General features: G+C 59.0%; 16 protein-coding genes and 1 pseudogene. 10 read left to right on the top strand and 7 right to left on the bottom strand.

Translation table 11 applies throughout. The features are described 5' to 3' along the window. Positions 1-55: 55 nt before the first annotated feature. Positions 56-940: a LysR family transcriptional regulator gene (locus GQF02_RS12735; protein WP_160797659.1), complete on the bottom strand. Its 885-nt coding sequence runs from the start codon at positions 938-940 to the stop codon at positions 56-58. A 120-nt stretch (positions 941-1,060) separates the two neighbouring features. Here GQF02_RS12735 and GQF02_RS12730 point away from each other — a divergent pair, with 120 nt between their 5' ends. The 3 genes from GQF02_RS12730 to GQF02_RS12720 are packed head-to-tail and all read left to right on the top strand — an operon-like array spanning position 1,061 to position 1,912. After that, the gene (locus tag GQF02_RS12730; RefSeq protein ID WP_160797658.1) at positions 1,061-1,489 is read left to right on the top strand and encodes a tellurite resistance TerB family protein; all 429 of its coding nucleotides are present in this window, start codon (positions 1,061-1,063) and stop codon (positions 1,487-1,489) included. Beyond that, on the top strand, positions 1,482-1,637 hold the full coding sequence (locus tag GQF02_RS12725; protein ID WP_160797657.1) for a hypothetical protein: 156 nt from the start codon (positions 1,482-1,484) through the stop codon (positions 1,635-1,637). The genes GQF02_RS12730 and GQF02_RS12725 overlap by 8 nt, the downstream gene beginning before the upstream one ends. 23 nt (positions 1,638-1,660) lie before the next feature. Further along, positions 1,661-1,912 carry a hypothetical protein gene (locus GQF02_RS12720; RefSeq protein WP_160797655.1) on the top strand — a complete coding sequence of 84 codons (252 nt, stop codon included), beginning with the start codon at positions 1,661-1,663 and terminating at the stop codon, positions 1,910-1,912. 17 nt (positions 1,913-1,929) lie between these two features. On the opposite strand, the gene GQF02_RS12715 is transcribed toward GQF02_RS12720, so the two are convergent. From GQF02_RS12715 to acnB, 3 genes are all read right to left on the bottom strand, one after another. Further along, positions 1,930-2,133, bottom strand: coding sequence for a DUF2788 domain-containing protein (locus tag GQF02_RS12715; RefSeq protein ID WP_124736183.1), 204 nt, complete (start codon positions 2,131-2,133; stop codon positions 1,930-1,932). 88 nt (positions 2,134-2,221) lie between these two features. After that, positions 2,222-2,677, bottom strand: a complete 456-nt coding sequence (locus tag GQF02_RS12710; RefSeq protein WP_124736173.1) for a DUF1499 domain-containing protein — start codon at positions 2,675-2,677, stop codon at positions 2,222-2,224. Between the two features lie 61 nt (positions 2,678-2,738). Then, positions 2,739-5,330, bottom strand: coding sequence for a bifunctional aconitate hydratase 2/2-methylisocitrate dehydratase (acnB, locus tag GQF02_RS12705; RefSeq protein ID WP_160797653.1), 2,592 nt, complete (start codon positions 5,328-5,330; stop codon positions 2,739-2,741). A gap of 171 nt (positions 5,331-5,501) precedes the next feature. On the opposite strand from acnB, the gene gcvA reads away from it, so the two are divergent. The 3 genes from gcvA (at position 5,502) to GQF02_RS12690 (ending at position 10,403) form a co-directional block, all read left to right on the top strand. Next, a complete protein-coding gene (gene gcvA, locus GQF02_RS12700; RefSeq protein ID WP_124736171.1) occupies positions 5,502-6,392 on the top strand; it encodes a transcriptional regulator GcvA in 891 nt (296 codons plus the stop codon). 77 nt (positions 6,393-6,469) lie between these two features. Then, complete coding sequence (gene acnA, locus GQF02_RS12695) at positions 6,470-9,286, top strand: aconitate hydratase AcnA (RefSeq protein WP_160797651.1); 2,817 nt, start codon at positions 6,470-6,472, stop codon at positions 9,284-9,286. A gap of 115 nt (positions 9,287-9,401) precedes the next feature. After that, entirely contained in the window at positions 9,402-10,403 is a 1,002-nt protein-coding gene (locus GQF02_RS12690; protein WP_160797649.1) for a class 1 fructose-bisphosphatase, read from the top strand. A gap of 66 nt (positions 10,404-10,469) precedes the next feature. On the opposite strand, the gene GQF02_RS12685 is transcribed toward GQF02_RS12690, so the two are convergent. The 3 genes from GQF02_RS12685 to GQF02_RS12675 all read right to left on the bottom strand — a co-directional run bounded on the left by GQF02_RS12685 (position 10,470) and on the right by GQF02_RS12675 (position 14,126). Then, positions 10,470-11,696, bottom strand: coding sequence for an argininosuccinate synthase (locus GQF02_RS12685; protein ID WP_124736168.1), 1,227 nt, complete (start codon positions 11,694-11,696; stop codon positions 10,470-10,472). 124 nt (positions 11,697-11,820) lie between these two features. Then, complete coding sequence (locus tag GQF02_RS12680) at positions 11,821-11,988, bottom strand: hypothetical protein (RefSeq protein WP_160797647.1); 168 nt, start codon at positions 11,986-11,988, stop codon at positions 11,821-11,823. A 179-nt stretch (positions 11,989-12,167) separates the two neighbouring features. Beyond that, entirely contained in the window at positions 12,168-14,126 is a 1,959-nt protein-coding gene (locus GQF02_RS12675; protein ID WP_160797645.1) for an aminotransferase class I/II-fold pyridoxal phosphate-dependent enzyme, read from the bottom strand. 152 nt (positions 14,127-14,278) lie between these two features. Between GQF02_RS12675 and dinG the strand changes: the two genes are divergently transcribed. The 4 genes and pseudogenes from dinG (at position 14,279) to map (ending at position 18,910) form a co-directional block, all read left to right on the top strand. After that, the gene (gene dinG, locus GQF02_RS12670) at positions 14,279-16,405 is read left to right on the top strand and encodes an ATP-dependent DNA helicase DinG (RefSeq protein ID WP_160797643.1); all 2,127 of its coding nucleotides are present in this window, start codon (positions 14,279-14,281) and stop codon (positions 16,403-16,405) included. A 99-nt stretch (positions 16,406-16,504) separates the two neighbouring features. Beyond that, positions 16,505-16,795 (top strand): annotated as a pseudogene (locus GQF02_RS12665) (DUF3579 domain-containing protein); the annotation flags it as partial. A 181-nt stretch (positions 16,796-16,976) separates the two neighbouring features. Then, entirely contained in the window at positions 16,977-18,023 is a 1,047-nt protein-coding gene (locus GQF02_RS12660) for a porin (RefSeq protein WP_160797641.1), read from the top strand. Positions 18,024-18,112: 89 nt separating this feature from the next. After that, a complete protein-coding gene (map, locus tag GQF02_RS12655) occupies positions 18,113-18,910 on the top strand; it encodes a type I methionyl aminopeptidase (protein WP_124736163.1) in 798 nt (265 codons plus the stop codon). The last annotated feature ends 39 nt before the right edge of the window (positions 18,911-18,949 follow it).

Here is an 18,949-nt window from a genome sequence, read left to right as displayed (position 1 = left end):
CGCCCGCCCCTGTACTTGTCAGCGCCACGCATACACCGTGGCCGAGTAAAAACAGTTAACTCTCTTTTTGCAAAATCCGCTGCAGCAAAGGATGCTGCACCTTTTTTTCATTGCCGATGGCAAAAAAACACTCCTCCACCCCGTGGCAGGTCGCGATACGTTCAACACCGACACTGCGCGTCAACTCCTCATGCACCCGCTCCGGCGCAGGAAACACCCCCATTCCGCCGGCGGCAAAGGTATTGAGCAAGGCACTATCCTCAAACTCGCCCACCACGCAAGGCTTGACACCCTCACGCTCGAACCATAGCTCTAGCCTGGCACGCACGGCGCTGTGGGCACTGGGCAGCAGCACCGGCACCCGCGCCAGTGAGTGCGGAAAATCCACACTGGCCTCGGCGATCAAGGCAGGCGTGCCATACCAGGCCAGCGCAGACACCGCCAAAGCATGGCTATACACCTTGATATTGGGGTTGGCAGGAGCAGGCCTGTCCGCCAGCACCAAATCCAGCCGATGCAAAGCCAGATCAGCCAATAAGTCGTCAAACTCGCCTTCGTGACAATGCAGACGCATCCCCGGCACGCCCATCACCGGCTGCAGTAGCCGATGTACCATCAGCTTGGACAAGCCATCCGATGTGCCGATGGATAAGCGCAACACAGGCACACTCACCGCATCACGAACAAGCGCCGGCAATTGTTCTCCCAACTGGAAAATCAGATCCGCCTGCTGCAATGCGGCAACCCCAGCCTCGGTCAATACCAGTTTGCGTCCGGCAGGCTTCAGCAACTCAACACCCAGACTGCGCTCCAGCTCGCGCACCTGCGTACTCACGGTCTGCACCGCCATCCCCAGGCGCTCTGCCGCACGGGACATCCCGCCTTCCTTGCCTACTACCCAGAAGTAATACAGATGACGATAGCTGAAACTCAGGCTCATATTCAGTTTTCCAGAACAATATGTTCGTTATTGTCTGCTTTTTCATGAGACAGCAACACCCTATATTGTGCCGGTCTGCACATCGTGTGCAAACAATACCGCCTTGGAGAAAGACCGCATATGCGCAGCTATCCGAACAACAGCCCGCAATCTGCCGCACGCATCATCATCCTGGCCATGCTGGCCGATGGCCACCTGTCCCAGGCCGAACTGGATGTACTGGAAAAGATGGATGCCTATCCGCGTCTGGGCCTGAGTCGCACTGAACTGCATACGCTGCTGCACACCTTCTGCGAGGATATGCTGCCATCCCTTAGCTGGGCGGATGCCCGTTCATTCAGCCCGCAGGCACTTAACTGCTATCTGGCTGAGGTTGACGACGCAAACTTGCGCCTGACCGTGCTGCAGCTATGCGCCCAAGTCATCGAAGCGGACCGACACATTGCCGATGCGGAGTGCGAACTACTGGCTTCCGTGCTCGAACGCTGGGGAGTGCCTTGCAGATCTGGCTACACGGGCAGGCAACAGGGGGGCTGGCTGCATGACTGAATTCGCGATCATGGCCGCGCTACTGTCACCCCCGCTGCTGATTGCAGCATGGCGTGAATTCCGAGATGACAACCGGCGCGATGCAGCGCTACTGGGCAGCTTGGGCACCATCAGCAGTGCAAGCACCCTGCTGGCGTCACTCGGCTGAACATTGAAACCGGAAGTAAAAAAATGAAGATACTGACTGCCGCCAGCTTTTTACTGCGCTATGCGCCCTACCTGGCTAAAGTACTGCCACGCGTGACCGCGATACAGCGCGGTACATGGATCAAGCTGGGGCTGACCTTGCTGGCCACCCTGTTCGTCACCGGGTTGGGGCTAGCCCTGCTGCTGGCCTGGCTGGTGCAACTGGTTTTCGATCTGATCGGGGACAGCGGTCTGCTGCAGACACTGTCGCAACTGCTGTCAACGCTGGCCGGCTAACCCCTCCAGGCCAGCACCTATTTGAGCAGGATGAATTCAACCAGCGCATTCTTGAATACAAAGCCGGCCACGCCGGTACCCAGAGCCAGAAACAGGACAAAGGTGCCGAACTTGCCGGCCTTGGATTTCTTGCCCAGATCCCAGATGATAAACCCCATGAACAGGATCAGGCCGCCCAGAAAGACGATCATGGAAAGATTGGTAAACTGCTCTTCGCTCAAATGTGACAGATCCATGGCATGCACTATTCCGACAAAACTTGATCAGGATCATAACCGATTTCCGCCGGTCACGATTAGGAAAAACCACTTACTCCTGCAACAGACCGGCCCGGTCCAGCGCTGAACGCAGCGCATCCATACGTGAGCGATTGACACCCAGATCGCTATAACCCAGGCGTGACGCCGATCTCAGCTCCAGACGGCTCGCGCCGGGCGCCCGGTACAACTCCACATCATCGACAAAACCCAGCAACGCACTACGGCTCTCGGCATGCAGATAGCCTTCCTGCTGCCGGATCACCCGGGTACGCGGCAAGGCCGCTGCGACCGCCACCACCTCCTGCCAACGCACATCGGCTGCACGTAAATCCAGCGCCGTAATATGGTGCTGGCCGTCACTTTGCGGCGCCTGACTCGACACGCAGTTGGGCGAAGCCGGACAAGCAGCCAGTTTGCCGTCCTTTACGCCCAGATGGCTGGGCATCGTACCGGCACAGCCAGCAAGACCCAGCGCCAGATACACAACAGTCAATTTGCCAAACATAGGATTCCCCAGTAAAAAACGGCCCCTCACAAGGGGCCGTTTCGCTTAGACCATCACAAGATCAGGCAGACACGCCATCGGCGACATCCTGATAGTCCTTGATCTGGTTGAAGTTCAGGTACTTGTACACCTCTGCGCTGCTGGCGTTCAGGATACCGACATTGGACAGATATTCTTCCACCGTCGGGATCTTGCCAAGTTTGGAGCATACCGCAGCCAGTTCGGCCGAGCCCAGGAACACATTGGTATTTTTACCCAGACGGTTCGGGAAGTTACGGGTCGAAGTCGACATCACGGTTGCGCCCTCGCGCACCTGTGCCTGGTTACCCATGCACAAGGAGCAGCCTGGCATTTCCATACGTGCGCCGGCACGACCCAGCACGCCGTAGTGACCTTCTTCGGTCAACTGCTTGGCGTCCATCTTGGTCGGCGGAGCCACCCACAGTTTCACCGGAATGTCCTGCTTGCCTTCCAGCAGCTTGGAAGCAGCACGGAAGTGACCGATATTGGTCATGCACGAACCGATGAACACTTCATCGATTTGGGTGCCAGCCACTTCGGACATGAATTTCACATCATCCGGGTCGTTCGGGCAGGCCACGATAGGCTCTTTGATGTCGGCCAGATCGATCTCGATCACGGCGGCGTACTCGGCATCTTCGTCGCGCTTCAAGAGTTCGCCATTGGCAATCCACTCTTCCATCGCCTGGATGCGGCGCTCCAGCGTGCGCGCATCCTGATAGCCTTCGGCGATCATCCACTTCATCAGTGTGATATTCGACTGCATGTACTCGGCGATAGGTGCCTTGTCCAGTGCAATGGCACAAGCAGCAGCCGAACGCTCGGCCGCGGCGTCGGACAATTCGAACGCCTGCTCGACCTTCAGATTCGGCAAGCCTTCAATCTCCAGGATACGGCCGGAGAACACGTTTTTCTTGCCTGCCTTGGCCACGGTCAACAAGCCGGCCTTGATCGCATACAGCGGAATCGCACCCACGAGGTCACGCAGAGTGACGCCAGGCTGCAATTCGCCCTTGAAGCGTACCAGTACCGATTCCGGCATATCCAGCGGCATCACGCCGGTAGCGGCGGCAAATGCTACCAGACCGGAGCCGGCCGGGAAGGAAATACCGATAGGGAAGCGGGTGTGGCTGTCGCCACCGGTGCCGACGGTGTCCGGCAGCAGCAGGCGGTTAAGCCAGGAGTGGATCACGCCATCGCCCGGACGCAGGGATACACCGCCACGGGTACTGATAAAGGCCGGCAGTTCCTTGTGCATGCGCACATCCACAGGCTTTGGATAAGCGGCGGTATGGCAGAACGACTGCATCACCAGATCGGCGGAGAAGCCCAGGCAAGCCAGGTCTTTCAGCTCATCACGGGTCATCGGGCCGGTGGTGTCCTGCGAACCGACGGTGGTCATTTTAGGTTCGCAGTAGGTGCCCGGACGCACGCCCTGCCCTTCGGCCAGACCGCAGGCGCGGCCAACCATCTTCTGCGCCAGGCTAAAGCCCTTGCTCGAGCCGGCCGGATCTTTTGGCAGGCGGAATTCGGTCGACACCGGCAGACCCAGCGCCTCGCGCGCCTTGGCAGTCAGACCACGGCCGATAATCAGGTTGATACGACCACCGGCGCGCACTTCGTCCAGCAGCACCTGGCTCTTGAGCGCGAATTCGGCGAGTACGACGCCGTCTTTCTCGATCTTGCCGTCGTACGGGTAGATATCGATCACGTCGCCCATTTCCAGCTTGGAAACGTCGACTTCAATCGGCAACGAGCCGGAGTCTTCCTGGGTATTAAAGAAGATAGGCGCAATTTTCCCGCCTAGGGTCACACCGCCGAAACGCTTGTTCGGTACAAACGGGATGTCCTGACCGGTCGCCCACACCACCGAGTTGGTGGCGGATTTGCGCGAAGAACCGGTACCGACCACGTCGCCGACATAAGCGACCAGATGGCCTTTCTTCTTCAGGTCTTCGATAAACTGCATCGGGCCGCGCTTGCCGTCTTCTTCCGGCTTGAACGCCGCATCCGGACGGGTGTTCTTCAGCATCGCCAGATAGTGCATCGGGATGTCGGGACGGGTGGTGGCATCCGGTGCCGGCGACAGATCGTCGGTGTTGGTCTCACCCGGTACCTTGAATACAGACACGGTGATTTTTTGTGCTACTTCAGGGCGCGAAGTGAACCACTCGGCGTCGGCCCAGCTTTGCAGCACGGCCTTGGCGTAGGCATTGCCGGCGTCGGCCTTGACCTTGACGTCGTGGAAGTAATCGAACACCAGCAGGGTTTTCTTCAGGCCGGCCGCTGCTACTTCGGCCACGGCCTCATCGTCCAGAAGATCAATCAAAGGCTTGACGTTGTAGCCGCCGAGCATGGTGCCCAGCAGTTCGGTTGCCATCGCGCGCGACAGCAAAGGCGACACGACCGACCCTTCGGCTACGGCCGCGAGGAAGGAGGCCTTGACCTTGGCCGCATCATCCACACCGGGCGGCACACGATGGGTAATCAGTTCAACCAGAAAATCTTCTTCGCCTGCAGGCGGGGCTTTCAGCAGCTCGACCAGTTCTTCAACCTGGGAGGCGGAAAGTGCGAGGGGCGGAATACCCAGCGCGGCGCGCTCGGCAACGTGCTGACGGTAGGCTACGAGCATGGCTTCTGACCTTTTTGCTTGATTGTATTTGCAGATAATGCTGGCACACGGGGCGTCCAGCCTCCGGCGCACGGGGAAAACCCATTACACCGAGATGGCGTTAGCGTACGCGCTATGCCTCACAGATACAAAGGATTATTCGCCACAGTGTTTGTGAGATAAAATCACAGCATGAACACCTACCCACCCCTGAATGCACTGCGTATTTTCGAGGCGGCAGCAAGGCTGGAGAGCTTTTCTGCCGCCGCCGAAGAGCTGTTTGTCACGCACGGCGCTGTGAGCAAGCAGATCAAGCAACTGGAAGCCTGGCTGGGCGTCACGCTGTTTGCGCGCAGCGGCGGTCGTGTGCGCTTAAGCGATGCCGGCTGGCGCTACCTAATTCAGGTGCAAGATGGCCTGGATCTGATTGCCAACGCCACCAGCCAGCTGATGCAGGCCGACCGCTTGCGCCGCCTGACCATCAACGCGACGCCGACTTTCGCCATGTACTGGCTACTGCCCAGGCTCAAGCGCTTTCGTGCTGCCTGCCCAGATATCGAGTTGCATCTGGTCAACTCGGACCGCGACATCAGCCGGCTGGATACCCCATTCGATATCGCCATCCGGCGCGGGCCCGGCGACTGGCCCGGCCATATTGCCAAGCCTTTTCTGGACGAATGGGAGTTGCCCTTGTGCCATCCCGACCTGTTAGGCAGCCATGCTATCCACAGCCCGGCCGATCTGGCCCGCCACACCCTGCTTTATGCCGACACCCGTCCGACCGCCTGGCAGCGCTGGCTGACCCTTGCCGGCGTACCCGAGCTTAAAGCGGCCCATACCTTGCACTTCGACCGCTTTTCTTTTGCCCTGCAAGCGGCCGCAGAGGGCCTGGGCATTGTGCTTGGGCCACGCCCGATGGCCGAGCGGCTGATCGCGCAAGGCACGCTGATCGCCCCGCTTAATGGCCCCGCCGTACCTGTACGTGGTTACTGCTGGGTCGCTCCGCGCGCCGCCATCAGCGACATGGCCATCAACGCCTTCTGCCAGTGGCTGGAACAGGAAGCGCAAACACCAAGCCCCTGATCTTTGACGCAGCAGGCATTCTGGCGCTCTAGACTATGAGTCATAGCGTCCAGATCGACCGACCCCAGGAGCCTGCCATGCGCCACCCCTACGCTGCGACCCGCCAAACCCTGCCTCTGAGTGACGGGCGGGCTCTCGACTATTTCAGCCTGCTCTCACTGGAAGCTGCCGGCATCGGGCCGGTGTCCACCCTGCCAATTTCCATCCGCATCGTGTTGGAATCGGTACTGCGCCACTGCGACGGTCTGAAAGTCACGCCTGAACACGTCAGGGCGCTGGCCAACTGGCAGCCAGCGGCCGAGCGTCACGGCGAGATTCCGTTTACCGTGGCGCGCGTTATTTTGCAGGATTTTACCGGCGTGCCGCTTCTGGCAGATCTGGCCGCCATGCGTAGCGTCGCCACCGAAATGAGGCTAGACCCCAGGCGCATCGAGCCTTTGGTGCCGGTCGACCTGGTGGTGGATCATTCGGTGATGGTTGACGAGTTCGCCAGCCCCCAGGCGCTCAGACACAATATGGAACACGAGTTTGCCCGCAACCGCGAGCGCTACCAGTTTATGAAGTGGGGCATGCAGGCCTTCAATACCTTTAAGGTTGTGCCGCCGGGCATAGGCATCGTGCACCAGGTCAATCTGGAGTATCTGTTTCACGGTTTGCGCGAGCACGACGGCGTGGTCTTTCCCGACACGCTGGTCGGTACCGACAGCCATACCACCATGATCAATGGCGCGGGCGTAGTCGGCTGGGGCGTAGGCGGGATAGAGGCCGAAGCGGCCATGCTGGGACAACCGGTCTATTTATTGACACCCGACGTGGTCGGCGTCGAGCTTGATGGCCAGTTAGCCGAAGGCATCACTGCCACCGACCTGGTGCTCACACTGACCCAGATGCTGCGCCACGAAAAAGTCGTCGGCTGCTTTGTCGAGTTTTTTGGCGCGGGTAGCGCCAGCCTGTCGGTCACCGACCGTGCCACCATCGCCAATATGGCGCCGGAGTACGGCGCCACCATGGGCTTCTTTCCGGTAGACGACAATACGCTGACCTATATGCGCGGCACCGGTCGCCGCGAGGCCGACATTCTGGCTTTCGAAAGCTACTTCAAGGCACAAGGGCTATTCGGCATGCCAAAATCCGGGGATATCGCTTACAGCCGCACCCTGCAGCTGGATCTGGCAAGCGTCACACCCAGCCTTGCCGGCCCCAAGCGCCCGCAAGACCGTATCGGCCTTGCCGCGATGAGGGACAATTTCACCCACTTGTTTTCTACACCAACAGCGGAAAACGGCTTTAACAAAGCACCAGCCGATCTCGCCAGACGCTACCCGCTGTCACTACACGGAAATGGACAAAGCGCAGACAGTAGCCAGCGCCTGCAAGGCAAAAGCCTGGCGCGCGATGTTGTGGAAATGGTCGACAACCGCCCGACCCCGGACCATACCCCCTACACAAACGGACAAGACGATCTGGGGCACGGCGACATTCTGATTGCCGCCATCACCAGCTGCACCAACACCTCCAACCCCGGCGTAATGCTGGCCGCCGGCTTGTTGGCGCAAAAAGCGGTGACCAAGGGCCTGCAGGTCAATCCGCGCATCAAGACCAGTCTGGCACCGGGCTCGCGCGTCGTCACCGCCTATCTGGAAGCTGCCGGCCTGCTTGCACCCTTGGCCAAGCTGGGCTTTGCGCTGGCGGCCTATGGCTGCACTACCTGCATAGGCAACGCCGGGGACCTTTCCCCCGAACTCAACAACACCATCAGCCGGTATGATCTGGTATGCGCGGCGGTATTGTCCGGCAACCGCAATTTTGAAGCGCGCATCCACCCCAATTTGCGTGCCAACTATCTGGCCTCGCCGCCCCTGGTGGTCGCTTTCGCCATCGCCGGGCGCGTCAATATCGACCTCACACGCGAACCCTTGGGCACAGGCAAGGACAGCCAGCCGGTTTACCTCAGGGACATCTGGCCGGAATCTGGCGAAATTGCGGCATTGATGGCTACCGCCTTCGACCCGGACACCTTCCGCCGGCTTTACGCCGATTTCACCCGCGACCACGACCTATGGAATGAAATCAGCGCGCCGCAAGGCGAAACCTATCCCTGGCCTGCCAGCAGCTATATCGCCCGCCCGCCTTTTTTCGACGGCTTTTCCATGCAGGAAAAACCCGTCACCGACATCCGCAACGCCCGCGCCCTGCTGCTGCTGGGCGACTCGGTCACCACCGACCATATCTCGCCGGCCGGTTCATTCGGCGAAACCACACCCGCCGGGCAATACCTATTGTCTCTGGGTCTTAAGCGTGCCGACTTCAATAGCTACGGCAGCCGGCGCGGCAACCATGAAGTGATGCTGCGCGGCACCTTTGCCAATGTACGCATCAAAAACATGATGCTGCCGGCCAAAGACGACGGCAGCCGGACCGAGGGCGGCTACACCTTGCTGGATGGCATGCAAACCAGCGTCTACGAGGCAGCCATGGCCTGGCAGCAACGCGGCATCGCAACCCTGGTTTTTGCCGGCGAAGAATACGGCACCGGTTCCAGCCGCGACTGGGCGGCCAAGGGCAGCCAGCTTCTGGGCATACGCGCCGTCATTGCCCGCAGTTTCGAGCGCATACACCGCAGCAATCTGGTCGGCATGGGAGTACTGCCCTTGCAGTTTACCGGTGACGACAGCTGGCAAAGCCTGGGGATACAGGGCGATGAAAGCTTTACCATTGAGGGCATTGCCCAAGGCCTCGCGCCGCAACAGATGCTCAGCCTGATCATGACCCGGCCAGACGGCAGCAGCGCCCATATTCCGCTACGCTGCCGCATCGACACGCCTATCGAAGTGGATTACTACCGCGCAGGCGGCATTCTGCCCTTTGTGCTCAGGGGCTTGCTGAGCAACTGATGCACGCGCCGCGCCCGGACATCCGGCGCGGCTTCACTGCAAGACAGCCATCATCCCGCACGGGTATAATCTCACGCAAAGCTAACCTGTCATCGTTAAAACACCCGAGGTTTTCATGAGCCGCACCTCCCTTTCCCGCTTCCTGATCGAACAACAACGCAAGGCCGGCACGCTGCCGCCGGATCTCAGGCACCTGATAGAAACCGTCGCCCGCGCCTGCAAGGCGATCTCGCATTCGGTCAACAAGGGTGCACTGGCCGGCATCCTGGGCGAAGCCGGCACCGGCAATGTGCAGGGCGAGGCGCAGAAAAAGCTGGATGTGATCGCAAATGATGTCTTGCTCGAAGCCAATGAATGGGGCGGCAATCTGGCAGCGATGGCCTCCGAAGAGATGGAGTTGCCGTATTCGATTCCGGACGGTCTGCCGCGCGGACGCTATCTGATGCTGTTTGACCCGCTGGATGGCTCATCCAATATCGACGTCAATATCTCGGTCGGCACCATCTTCTCGGTACTGGAATGCGACGAATCGGTCACCGGCCACCCGACCGAAGCCGACTTCCTGCAACCGGGCACGCGTCAGGTTGCGGCCGGCTACACCGTCTACGGCCCGCAGACCATGCTGGTGCTGACCTTCGGTAACGGCGTATACGGCTTTACCCTGGACAGGGAAAACGGCAGCTTCGTATTGACCCATCCCGAGATGAAAATCCCGGAGAGCACAGGCGAGTTCGCCATCAATATGTCGAACATGCGCCACTGGGAAGCGCCGGTGCAACGCTATGTGGGCGAACTCTTGGCCGGCAAGACCGGGCCTTTGGCCAAGGATTACAATATGCGCTGGGTTGCGTCCATGGTGGCTGAAGTTCACCGCATTCTGGTTCGCGGCGGCGTGTTTATGTATCCGAAAGATGCGCGCAACCCAGCCAAGCCGGGCAAGCTGCGCCTGATGTATGAAGGCAACCCGATGGCCTTTATCGTCGAGCAAGCCGGCGGCATGGCAACCAATGGCCACCAGCGTATTCTGGACATTCAGCCGGCCGCCCTGCATGAACGCGTCGCAGTATTCTTAGGCTCGAAAGAAGAAGTCGCACGCGTTACCGCTTATCACAACTAAGCCCGCCCATACAAAGCCCCGTACGCCTTGCAGCGTACGGGGCTTTGTTGTTTCTGCGCTTAAGTCTTAGCCGCGCTTGAGTTTGGCGTTGGCCGCGATACGCATCCGCAGTGCATTCAGACGAATGAAACCGGCTGCATCGGCGTGATTGTAAGCACCGCCGTCTTCATCGAAAGTCGCGATATTCGGGTCGAATAAGGAGTCGGTCTTGGACTCGCGCCCGACCACCATCACATTGCCCTTGTACAGTTTCAGGCGTACCCAGCCGTTTACCGTCGCCTGCGACGCATCGATCATGGTTTGCATCATCGCGCGCTCAGGACTCCACCAGTAGCCGGTGTAAATCAGCTTGGCGTACTTGGGCATCAGCTCGTCCTTCAGATGCGCCACTTCACGATCCAGCGTGATCGACTCGATGGCGCGGTGCGCCTTGAGCATGATGGTGCCGCCCGGGGTTTCATAGCAGCCACGCGACTTCATGCCGACATAGCGGTTTTCGACAATGTCCAGACGGCCGATGCCGTGCTTGCCACCGATCTGGTTCAGCATAGTCAGCACCTGAGCCGGGCTCATGGCGACGCCGTTAATCGCGACGATATCGCCGTGCTGGTATTCAAGCTCCAGATATTCTGCCTGATCCGGTGCGCTCTCCGGCGAGTTGGACCACAGCCACATATCTTCTTCCGGCTCGGCAGCCGGATTTTCCAGCGCCAGGCCCTCATAGGAGATGTGCAGCAAGTTGGCATCCATCGAGTAGGGGCTGGCACCGCTCTTGCGCTTGCTGATATCGATACCGTGGGTTTCGGCATAGGCCAGCAGCTTTTCACGCGAGAGCAGATCCCATTCGCGCCATGGGGCGATCACATGGATATTGGGCTGCAACGCGTAGTAGCCCAGTTCGAAACGCACCTGATCATTACCCTTGCCGGTGGCGCCATGGCTGACCGAATCGGCCCCCACCGCACGCGCAATTTCGATCTGGCGTTTGGCGATCAGCGGGCGGGCTATAGACGTGCCCAGCAGATACTCGCCTTCATAGACGGTATTGGCACGGAACATCGGGAACACGAAATCGCGTACGAATTCTTCGCGCAGATCATCGATATAGATGTTTTCCGGCTTGATCCCCAGCGCAATGGCTTTCTGGCGCGCCGGTTCAACTTCCTCGCCCTGGCCGATATCGGCGGTAAAGGTCACGACTTCACACTGGTAAGTGTCCTGCAGCCATTTCAGGATAACGGACGTATCCAGGCCGCCGGAGTAAGCGAGTACCACTTTTTTGATGCTGTTCATTGTCTTGTCTTTCAGAAGTCTTGGCTGTTTGCGCCTTGTGCGGCAGGCAAACAAAACCCGGTTGGATGAAGCTATTCCCTGTGTCCCGGCAGGCGCATAGGCGACTTACCGGTCACGCAAGGTGTCAGGCCGAATTTTTGCCGAATACCATGGGCGCACCCTGACCCGGCAGCGGACGATAGAGTTCGCCCGCGATGCTTCGTCGTCGCAGTAGCCCGACCCGTTCGCAAGCACCAAGGCCTGCGGCAGATAAAGGGGTACTGGATTTCAGGTACTGCCATGGTTCTTTCATCAGATCTTCCAAAAAACGGCAGTCGTGCCAGCACGCGGCAGGTCACGACGGCACTTTGCGATACGCAAGATTCAAGTTGTTCACGTCCAAATGCCGACAACCCCAAACAATGCATTGGCATGTTTTATAGAATTGCGACAGTTATATATGTATCCCAATTCATAAGGCGTGGCAAGCACTCATGACATATTTATATTGCAGTGCACCCTGGAAAGATCTTCCTCACCGAGCACCCGGATGGCCATTTCCCCTTGCAAATCAGCGAGTCCATGCATCTCTATCCCTTTTTGCGCCTTCATCAGGCGCGCAAGGTAGGTCAGCACGCTTTCATCTATCAGCTGGCCGGGCACCAGCACCGGTATACCCGGCGGATAAGGCACGATCTGATCGCAGGCAACACGACCGATCAAGGCACTATTCGGACGCCCCTCGTCGTCAAACAGCGCCAGACGCTCTCCGGCTTCGTAATAGGCATCGCGCGGCAAGCAGGCCAGACGGGTAAAGCGCGGTATCTCGGGCAGACGCACCAGCGGGCGCGGCGGTTTTTGAGCACGCGCCAGACGCAGCATGGCATCCATCAGGCGCGACACCTTGCTCTTGGTCGTCCCTATGGTCAGCAAGAGCGTCAGGGTGTTGAACGTCGACTTTTCAACCTGAATATTGAAACGCTCGAATAATTCGCGCTGCAATTCCCCGGCACCATAACCCGAGCGCGAGATATCGATGGTCAGCTTGGTCGGATCCAGCCGGACACCATCACCCTTCACCTCCTCCGGCAGCAACTCGTCCAGCCCCAGCACCCGGAACACACCCGTGGCATCAATTTTAAGGCGCAGCTCCTCCGCCAGCTTCAGCGTACGCGCCAGCAGGCGGTAACCCTCCATCTGTGCCTGCTTACGCGCCACATCCAGACTGGCAATCAGGTTGTACTGCGGGCTGGTCGAGGCGTGCATATTGAAGTTTTCGCGAAACAGATGCGCATCAAAGTCCGGGTCGTTGACATGGATCATGCTGGCCTGCGAAAACGCCGACAGGACCTTGTGCGTACTTTGCGTCGCGTAATCGGCACCCGCCTCCATCGCGGTCGGACGCAAAGCGGGGTGAAAACGCGCATGTCCGTACCAGGCTTCATCGATAATCACCTTGATACCGGCCGCGTGTGCGGCCTCGATGATGGGTGCCAGGTCATAACGCAGACCGTCGTAGGTACATGAAGTCAGGATCAGTACCCGCGCATCCGGATTGTCAGCCAACGCCTGAAAAATGGTGGCCTTGGGCACGGGCCCGAAGATGCCGTACTGGCGATTGACTGAAGAATCGAGATAAACCGGTCGTGCGCCGGACAGGATGACGCCGTGGTGTACCGATTTGTGGCAGTTACGGTCCAGCAGCAGTTTGTCACCCGGTGCCAGCAACGTCTGGAAGATGACCTTATTCGAAGTCGACGTGCCGTTGGTGGCAAAATAGGTTTCGCGCGCACCAAACGCCTTGGCCGCCAGCGCTTGCGCTTCGGCAATCACCCCGGTCGGGTGCATCAGCGAGTCCAGCATGGGCACCGACACCGACAAATCGGCACGCAGCATGTTTTCGCCGACAAACTCGTGAAAATCTCCGACCCACGGACTGCCGCGCAAGGATTCACCGCCACAGTGGCCCGGCGTATGCCAGGAGTCCTTGGCCATGGAAACATAGCGCCGTAAAGCGTCGTAAAAAGGCGTAGCCGATTTTTCGGCAAGCTCGGCACTCAGGATGCGAAACCACCCCGGATAATCTGCCTCGTCCCGATAGAAATAGCCGCTCAGCGCATGACTGGCCAGCTCGTCTATCTGCAGCTTTTCGTCCTCGTCCCCCAGCAAGACATAACACGACAACTCCGGGCGGTACTCGCCGATCGCATTAAGCAGCGCCACCACATCACCATAGGAGCCGCCGCTCTGCAGATAACGGTCAACCAAAACCATCTGCAGCTCGCCATCCGCAGCAATATCCGCCAGCGCATTTTGTGGCGACGCCGCCGTGGAAAAACACAGGCCAAAAGGGTTGGAAAGCGTCTGTGCGGCCAGTTGCAGCCCCTTGCTCATGGCGCGGGCCAGCACCGCATCGTGACTGACGATCAACACGCGACTTACGGGATTCATTCCGCTTCTCCTGCGAACGTAGGCGGCAGCAGCCGCACCATCTCGTCCGGCTTCATTATTGTGACAATCAATGCCGTTTGGCTATCGTATCCAGTTGTGGGCGCGCCGTCATTTTGCGACCGCACATAGCCCCCATACGTTACAATCGCGCCATGCTTACCGATGCCGAAAAAGACGCGATCCGCGACCACTACAAAACCCTGTCCGACAACCTGCCCGGATTCCGTCCACGCGCTGCCCAGCGCCGCATGCTGGCTGAAATTGCCAACGCTTTCTCGCGTAGCAAAAGCATAGAAGACGGGGAGTTGCCGGAGCGCAAAGGGGAAAGCATCGTCGTGGTCGAGGGGCCGACCGGTGTCGGCAAGAGTCTGGCCTATTTGCTGGCCGGCGGCGTCATGGCGAAGATGCGCGGCAAAAAACTGGTGGTCACCAGTGCCACCATTACCCTGCAGGAGCAACTAGTTAACCGCGACCTGCCTTTTGTCATCGAGAACAGCGGGCTGCCGCTCACTTTTGCGCTGGCCAAGGGGCGTGGCCGCTACCTGTGCCCGTACCGGCTATATGGTCTGACGGCCGAACACGCACAGGATGCGCTGTTTGCGCCCGACCCTGCGTTGGCGCTATGGGACAAAAAACCGGAACAGGCGGAACTGGACACGCTCAACATCCTGTCTTCGGCCTTTCATCAGCGCCAGTGGAATGGCGACCGTGACAGCTGGCCGACCATCATCGACGACAACCTGTGGTTTCGCGTCACCAACGACAGGCATGGCTGCCTCAAAACCAGTTGCCCCAACCGTGCCGAATGCCCGTTCTACCTGGCCCGCGACACACTGGAAAACGTCGATGTAGTGGTGGCCAACCACGACCTGATGCTGGCCGACATCGCCATGGGCGGCGGCGTGATTTTGCCGGCACCGGACGACAGTTTTTACTGCATAGACGAAGCGCACCATCTGGCCAAAAAAGCGGTCAATCAATTCGCAGCCGAACACAGCCTGGCGCAAGCCATGGGCTGGCTGGAAAAAGTCGCTGCACTATCGGCGCGTATCGAGACCCATATTGCCAAGCCCGAGCTATGCAATGACGCGATCGAAGCAGCGGCGGCCTGCATGGAGACACTGACCGAATGGCTGTGGCTCTTGGGCGGCGAGCCTGCTCTGTCGGCCTCGGACGGCAACCCCGAGCCGACCTGGCTATTGGAAGACGGCTGCCTGCCCGAGCACCTGAAGCAGCCGGCCGGCAATATGGCACTGGCAGCACGCATGCTGTACAAGCACATTTCCGGCATGAGCGACGCATTGGCCGAAGTGCGGCGCGACAAACCGCAAGAAGCGCCCGCACTGGACAAGGCTTCAACCGATCTGGGCTTTATCGTTGCGCGTAGCGAGCAGCTCAACGCGGTATGGGATTTGTTCGAAAAGGAAAGCGACGAAAATGCGCCACCGATTGCCAAGTGGGTGTCGCGCAAGCTCGACGGCAAGGGCGACTACCAGTTCTGCGCCTCGCCAGTCAGCGCTGCCGCCAGTCTGGCCGCCACCTTGTGGCGCCGCGCCGCCGCCGCGCTATTGACCTCGGCGACCTTGCGCTCCCTGGGCGAGTTTGAGCTATTGCTGTCGCAAACCGGCCTGAAGTGGCTGCCTGAAGTAAGCTGCATTGCACTGGATTCGCCATTCAATTTCAACGAACAAGGCGAACTCTATCTGCCACCGCTGTCGGCCAGCCCCAAAGACCCGGCGGCACATACGCGCGAAATCGCCGACTGGCTACCCAAGCTGATAGATGAAACCCAGGCAGTCGGCACGCTGGTGCTGTTTTCTTCGCGCCGCCAGATGCAGGAAGTCGCCAGCGCCCTGCCCGACACCTTGCGCGCCACGGTACAGGTACAGGGCGAGCTACCCAAAAGCAGGTTGCTGGAAAACCATTACCAGCGCATCAAGGATGGCAAGGCCAGCGTGATTTTCGGGCTGGACTCATTCTCGGAAGGACTGGATCTGCCGGGCGAAGCCTGCGTACACGTCATCATCGCCAAACTGCCGTTTGCCATGCCGGATGATCCGGTAGGCAAAACACTGGCGCGCTGGATAGAAAAGCGTGGAGGCAACCCGTTTATCGAAGTCACGGTCCCCGAAGCATCAATCAAGCTGATTCAGGCAGTAGGACGCCTGATCCGCACCGAGCAGGACTGGGGGCGGGTCACCATACTCGACAACCGCATCACCCGTCAGCGCTATGGAAAAAAGCTGCTGTCTTCACTCCCCCCATTCAAGCGCATCTGAAACTAGGATAGAATGGCGGAATAACTCTCCGGCATGCTGCGACCACCCGCGCAGCATGCCGGATATAAGAGACAACCACCCTGCAAGGCAAGCGCCGCCATCATGATCTGCAATCCCTACGAAATCGTTATCCAAGGCATTACCGAGGAAGGCCGCACCTTCCGCCCCAGCGACTGGGCCGAACGACTGTCCGGCATCATGTCCTCCTTCGGCGAGGACCAGAAACTGGCTTACCACCAGTTTGTCCGTCCCATGCTGCTCGATGGCGTACGCTGCGTCGCCATCGACAAGAAGCTGGAAAAAATCCATCCGTCCATCTTCACCTTCCTGATGGACTTCGCCCGCGACAACCAGTTGCGCATTGTCGACTGCCGAACCCTGATCGACGAGATCTATCCCAACAAATTTTTGGCGTAAAAACAACACCTAGGGTTAACCCTAGGTGGTTTTTTACCCATTTTGCAACATAAGCGCAACGTTTCGTTGCTAAATTAGCACACGCAACGCGCCGCCACAGAAGCGGCCGGTATGCCTAAATAATTTAGCCCTCTCGAAACGGAGCACTGCAAGCATGCAAAAGAAAACCCTCGCCATCGCCCTGGCCACCCTGTTCGCCCTGCCGGTTGTCGCCCACGCCGACGTCGTAATCTATGGTTTCATGGCTGGCAGCGTTGAATCGGCCAAGGCCAGCGGCGGTGACAAACCAGTTGCCAGCACCACCCGTGTCAATTCCGACAATGCGCGCATCGGCTTCAAGGGTAACGAAGATCTGGGTAACGGCCTGAAGGCCGTTTGGCAGGTTGAAAACTCGCTGGACCGCTATGACGTTGGCGGCACCGACGGCACCCGCACCAATACCTGGGCACAGCGCAACAGCTTCGTTGGTCTGTCCGACGCGACCCTCGGCACCATACTACTGGGTCAATACGACTCCGCCTACAAGCGCCTGACCGATACCGGCCAGGACCTGATGGTCAACACCACCGCCGGCAACCAAGGTGCCAGCCAGATCTTCAGCCGTGGTGAAGCCCGTTACAAGAACAGCATCAGCTATACCACCAGCAATCTGAGCGGCCTGGTTCTGGGCGCATCCTTTGCAGCAGATGAAGCCAGCACCAGCAACAACCGCTGGTCGGTCGCAGCCCAGTACACGCTGGACGGCCTGAAAATCGGTGCCGGTTACGACCAGCAAAAAAACCCGGAAGCAGGCACCGACAAAAAAGAATTCTACAAGCTGAGCGCCTCCTACAAGATCGCCGATACCCTGCTGATCGGCGGCTACGAATGGGCACGCGCAGACCAGGCAGTCGGCAACGACCTGAAGCAGAACGACTGGACTCTGGGCGTACAGCAGAACATCGGCGCAGGCTCGGTTCGTCTGTCCTACGGCGCGCTGGGCAAGGCGGATGGCAAGTCCAACGCTGACGACTACAAGGCTTCGCAGTGGATTCTGGGCGGCACTTACAACCTGTCCAAACTGACTCAGGCTTACGCTTACGCCACCAAGATCAACAACAATGCCAAACAAAAAGCCAGCTTCGCGATCAACCCGCTGACCGGCCTGGAAGCTGGCAGCGATCCGCAAGCTATCGGTGCAGGCATTCGCGTCAACTTCTGATCGGCTTTAACACTTTGAAACGCAACGGGTACCTTAGGGTGCCCGTTTTTGTTACCATGGCGTGTTATCACACTCTTTGCGACACCGCCATGAGCATCGTCATCAAGACTCCGCAGGACATCGAAAAAATGCGTATCGCTGGACGCCTGGCGTCCGAGGTGCTGGATTACATCACGCCCTTTGTTAAACCCGGCGTCACCACCGAAGAACTGGACCGCCTGTGCCACGACTACATGGTCAACGTACAGGGCACCATTCCGGCACCGCTCAACTACGCGCCTGATGGCGGCACGCCCTACCCCAAATCCATCTGCAGTTCGGTTGGCCCGGTCATCTGCCACGGCATTCCCAACGACAAGCCGCTCAAAAACGGCGAGATCGTCAACCTCGACATTACAGTCATCAAGGACGGTTACCACGGCGACAGCAGCCGCATGTATTACGTCGGCGAAGTCGGCGAGCACGCCCGCCGCCTGTGCCGCGTGACTTACGAGTGCATGTGGAAAGGGATAGAAAAGGTCAAGCCGGGCGCGCGCCTGGGTGATATCGGTTACGCCATCCAGCAGCATGCGGAAAAAGCGGGTTATAGCGTGGTGCAGGAATTCTGCGGCCACGGCATCGGCACCAAATTCCACGAAGAGCCACAGGTGTTGCACTACGGCCGCCCGGGTACCGGCGTCGAAATTCAGGCCGGCATGATTTTCACCATCGAACCCATGATCAACCAGGGCAAACGCCACCTGCGCATGCTGGCTGACAACTGGACCGTAGTCACCAAGGACCGAAGCCTGTCGGCACAATGGGAGCATACCCTGCTCGTCACCGACACCGGCTACGAGATCCTGACCGTATCCGAAGGCACCCCACCCAAGCCGGTGTGGAAATAAACCCGGCCATCGTTTTAGCGAATGCCGGTTTGCCAGTGC

It is taken from the genome of Craterilacuibacter sinensis (genome assembly GCF_009831765.1).
Lineage (GTDB): Bacteria > Pseudomonadota > Gammaproteobacteria > Burkholderiales > Chromobacteriaceae > Craterilacuibacter > Craterilacuibacter sinensis.
Note: the sequence above shows the minus strand (reverse complement) of the source record. Positions and strands in the feature narration are given on the sequence as shown.